The sequence below is a fragment of the Petrotoga sp. 9PW.55.5.1 genome (assembly GCF_003265365.1).
Taxonomy (GTDB): domain Bacteria; phylum Thermotogota; class Thermotogae; order Petrotogales; family Petrotogaceae; genus Petrotoga.
Window position 1 is genome coordinate 1 of the sequence record NZ_AUPM01000065.1, and the last position, 3,601, is coordinate 3,601.

Annotated in this window: 3 protein-coding genes and 1 pseudogene; all 4 read right to left on the reverse strand. The window is 35.7% G+C overall.

The annotated features are described in order from the left end of the window. Nucleotides 1-214: 214 nt before the first annotated feature. On the reverse strand, nucleotides 215-1,018 hold the full coding sequence (locus tag PW5551_RS09445; RefSeq protein WP_113075529.1) for a carbohydrate ABC transporter permease: 804 nt from the start codon (nucleotides 1,016-1,018) through the stop codon (nucleotides 215-217). Nucleotides 1,019-1,044: 26 nt separating this feature from the next. Beyond that, a complete protein-coding gene (locus tag PW5551_RS09450; RefSeq protein WP_199562291.1) occupies nucleotides 1,045-1,968 on the reverse strand; it encodes a carbohydrate ABC transporter permease in 924 nt (307 codons plus the stop codon). 77 nt (nucleotides 1,969-2,045) lie between these two features. Next, nucleotides 2,046-3,293 carry an ABC transporter substrate-binding protein gene (locus PW5551_RS09455; protein ID WP_113075527.1) on the reverse strand — a complete coding sequence of 416 codons (1,248 nt, stop codon included), beginning with the start codon at nucleotides 3,291-3,293 and terminating at the stop codon, nucleotides 2,046-2,048. A 58-nt stretch (nucleotides 3,294-3,351) separates the two neighbouring features. Beyond that, nucleotides 3,352-3,601 (reverse strand): annotated as a pseudogene (locus tag PW5551_RS10225) (methyl-accepting chemotaxis protein); the annotation flags it as partial.

Here is a 3,601-nt window from a genome sequence, read left to right on the forward strand (position 1 = left end):
TCCTCGAAGGGGTGGATGCAGCGTTTTATGCTGCAGACGGGGTAGTCGTTCTTTAATTTGCTTTTAGCAAATTATATGTACCACACCCCGGCTGCGACAAAGAACGTCGCATCCACCCCTCTCAAGAGGGGAATTAAAGCCAATTCCCCTTCAAAAAGGGGAATAAAAATCAACATCCGTCTGAAGAGGGGAATTAAAGCCAAATTGTATTTGATTATCCCTTTACAGAACCAGCAAGTAACCCTCTAACAAAATATCTTCCAAGAAGAATATAGACGATGAGAGTGGGAAGTGCTGCAATCAAAGCTCCGGCCATTTGTACGTTCCATTGTACGACTTGGCTTCCTGCCAAGTTTACTAAAGCAACTGTTATAGGTTGCTTTGTTGGATCACTTGTTATGGTTACCGCAAAAAGGAATTCATTCCATATATTTGTGAACTGCCATATTATAACTACTACAAATCCAGGCATCGATATTGGTAATAATATTTTAGTGTAGATTTGCCATATATTAGCACCATCAACAGAACTTGCTTCAACTAGTTCGTTAGGTATTTCTTCGTAATAGTTTTTAAACATCAACGTTGTTATTGGTATACCGTATATAACATGAGTTATTATCAATGCAGGTATCGTTCCATATAGACCTATTGCTTGAAAAAACTGTATCAAAGGAAACAATACACTCTGATAAGGTATGAACATACCGAATAATAAAAGTGCAAAAACCAAATTTGAATATCTAAATTTTAATTTCGATAATGCAAAACCATTTATTGAACCTATCATAGCTGAAATCAAAGTAGCAGGTATGGTTAAATAGAAACTATTCATGAGGTTTGGACCCAGTCTTTTGAGAGCTTCTCTAAATCCATTCAATGAAAATGTAGTTGGCAATTTCCACATATTAGCCATTGATACTTCTTCAAAAGGTTTGAAAGATGTACTTAGTGTTACATAAAAAGGAAGTATATAAAAGATTGTAAATATTGCAAGTATTATATAATATATGCTCATAGAGGTTTTACTAGTTTTTTCAGCCATTATTTCTCCCCCCTAAAAGAGCTGTATAGATATGGGATAATAACTGCTGCTACCATAACTAACATTATTATTGCTATCGCTGAAGCTATAGCATATCTGTTCGATCTAAACATTTGTTCAAACATGTATATGGCTGGCATATCCGTAACATTGTTTGGCCCACTTCCTGTCATAGCATATATTAAATCAAATATTTTAAGGGACATATGTCCTATTATGATCATCGCACTTAAAGTAATTGGCCTTAACATAGGCATTTTTATTCCCCAAAAGATTTGTGTTCCGCTTGCACCATCTACTTGGGCAGCTTCTATCATTTCTTCAGGAATTGCTCTTAAACCAGCAAGATACATAGCCATAACATAACCTGACATTTGCCAAGTTGCCGCAATTATTACTGGAATAAGTGCTAAGTTAAATTTTCCGAGGGATTGAGTGCTTGTATACCACATCCATTGCAAATTTGTTAAACCCAGATTTTGTAATAGGAGATTTATGCCTTGTGGATCAGTAGGTATATTTCCTGGAGCGAATATCCATCCCCATACTGTCCCAGTAACAACATATGAAATTGCCATAGGAAACAAGAATAGGTTTTGGAAAAAACTCGATCCCTTTAATTTTTTATCAATAATGTTGGCAAGAAACAAACCTAATATTATGCACCCTGCAAGAAAAAATAGTGTGAAAAAAAGTGTATTCCAGAGATCAGTTTGAAATCTTGGATCCATAAAAAGCCTTTGGTAATTTCGTAATCCAACAAATTGATATTCTCCTCTTACCAATGCGGTAAAACTGTTCCAATTTGAAGTAGAAGTTCTTATTGTCAAAAAAATGAAATAGTAAACAAAAATACCTATAAACGCTAATGAAGGTAAGATAATGAAGAAACCTGATTTTGCTTTCTTTCTTTGAACAGACATAGGCATCCTCCCCTTTTAAAGAATGTAATAATTTCGAAATTCTCGGCCCTTCATGGGCCGAGAAATTAACGAATTACCTAATCAGTTAATAAACCCACATCTTCAGCAGCCCATAAAATCATTTGTTTTGCTCGAGCTACATTTTTGGTAGTTACTAAGTTATTCACTGCATCATTGAAGGAAGTTACAAATGCCTCTGGTGCAGCTGAACCATGAACGATGGATGGGGATATTGCTAAGGTTCTGAAATCTTCAGCAGTTTGAATTAAATAAGGATCGTTACCTGGATCAGCATCTATTCTTGCGGGTATAGAACCTTTTATTGGATTGAAAATTTCTTGAGCCCTTGCAGAAGCTAAATATTCCAAGAATATTAAGGCATTTTGTCTATTTGGAGCCTTCTTTGGTAATCCAAATGTATCAGATACTAATACAAATACATCTTGTGTTCCTGGAAGTTCGAACCAACCAAAGTCTTCGCCAGGGGTCCATCCTAATTCTTTAAAATATCCTTCTGCCCAGTCTCCCATTAAATTGAACACAGCTTTATCATCGTACAATAGTCTAGCCGCATCTTGCCAAGCTAATGCTGCATGGTCAACGTTAACATAATCCATTAGTTGTACCATCTTTTGTAGTGAGTTGTCTATTCGTTTATCATTAAAAGAAAGGCTACCATTAAAAAGTTCATTATAGTCCTCAGCGCCAAACTCAGCAACCATCAAATTTTCAACAATTTGTCCAGCTTCCCATTTTTCTTTATCTCCCATTGCTAATGGAATATATCCAGCGGATTTTGCCTTATCTAATGTGGCTATAAATTCTTCCCATGTTTCGGGTTCTTTAGTTAAACCAATCTCATTAAACAATTTCTTGTTGTAAAAAATAACATTGCTTCTATGAATAGTTAATGGAATTGAATATACTTCGCCTTCATAACTGACTATGTCTATTAAACCTGATGGGAATTTGTCATAAACGCCCCATAAAACTAGTGCGTCTGTTAAAGGTTCCATGAGTCCTGGAAGAACGTATGTATCTGTTAATTCCCAACCTGCATGAACCTGGAATGTATCAGGAGGATTACCTCCAAGCATTCTTGTTTTCAAAACAGCCTTGGCATTTGTTCCTGCACCACCAGCTACAGTTGCGTTGATGACTTTAATGTTTGGATATAACTCCTCGAAATCTGCAATCGTTGCTAATAATGCAGCTTCTTCTCCTCCACCGGTCCACCAACTGAATATTTCTACTTGCCCGCTTTGTGCGAAAACCATCGTGAAACTCAATACACTTAAAAGCACTAATCCTACTAACTTTTTCATGTTTTCCTACCTCCTTTAAAGTATTTTTTTAGAAGATTCCTACAGAAAAATACAACTCTTAAAACTTGAAAATACTAATTTGAGATATAAGATTTTGCGATATTTCATGTGACTCTTTACTATTTTCTCTTATTTTGTTTGAATCTTCTTGTTGTTCCTTTATGCAATTATAGTTTTTGTTCAAATTTTCCATTATACTTTGTATAGAACTTTCAACTTTTTGCATCGCCGAACTCATCTCCTGAGCACTTGCGCTTTGCTCTTGGGCACTTGCCGTCATGTTTTCTATCCCTTCGTTCATCCTTTTT

Bases quoted from the DNA above. Each gene is read 5' to 3' on its own strand.
- PW5551_RS09445 (WP_113075529.1), bottom strand. From the start codon at position 1,018: ATGAGCATATATTATATAATACTTGCAATATTTACAATCTTTTATATA.
- PW5551_RS09450 (WP_199562291.1), bottom strand. From the start codon at position 1,968: ATGTCTGTTCAAAGAAAGAAAGCAAAATCAGGTTTCTTCATTATCTTA.
- PW5551_RS09455 (WP_113075527.1), bottom strand. From the start codon at position 3,293: ATGAAAAAGTTAGTAGGATTAGTGCTTTTAAGTGTATTGAGTTTCACG.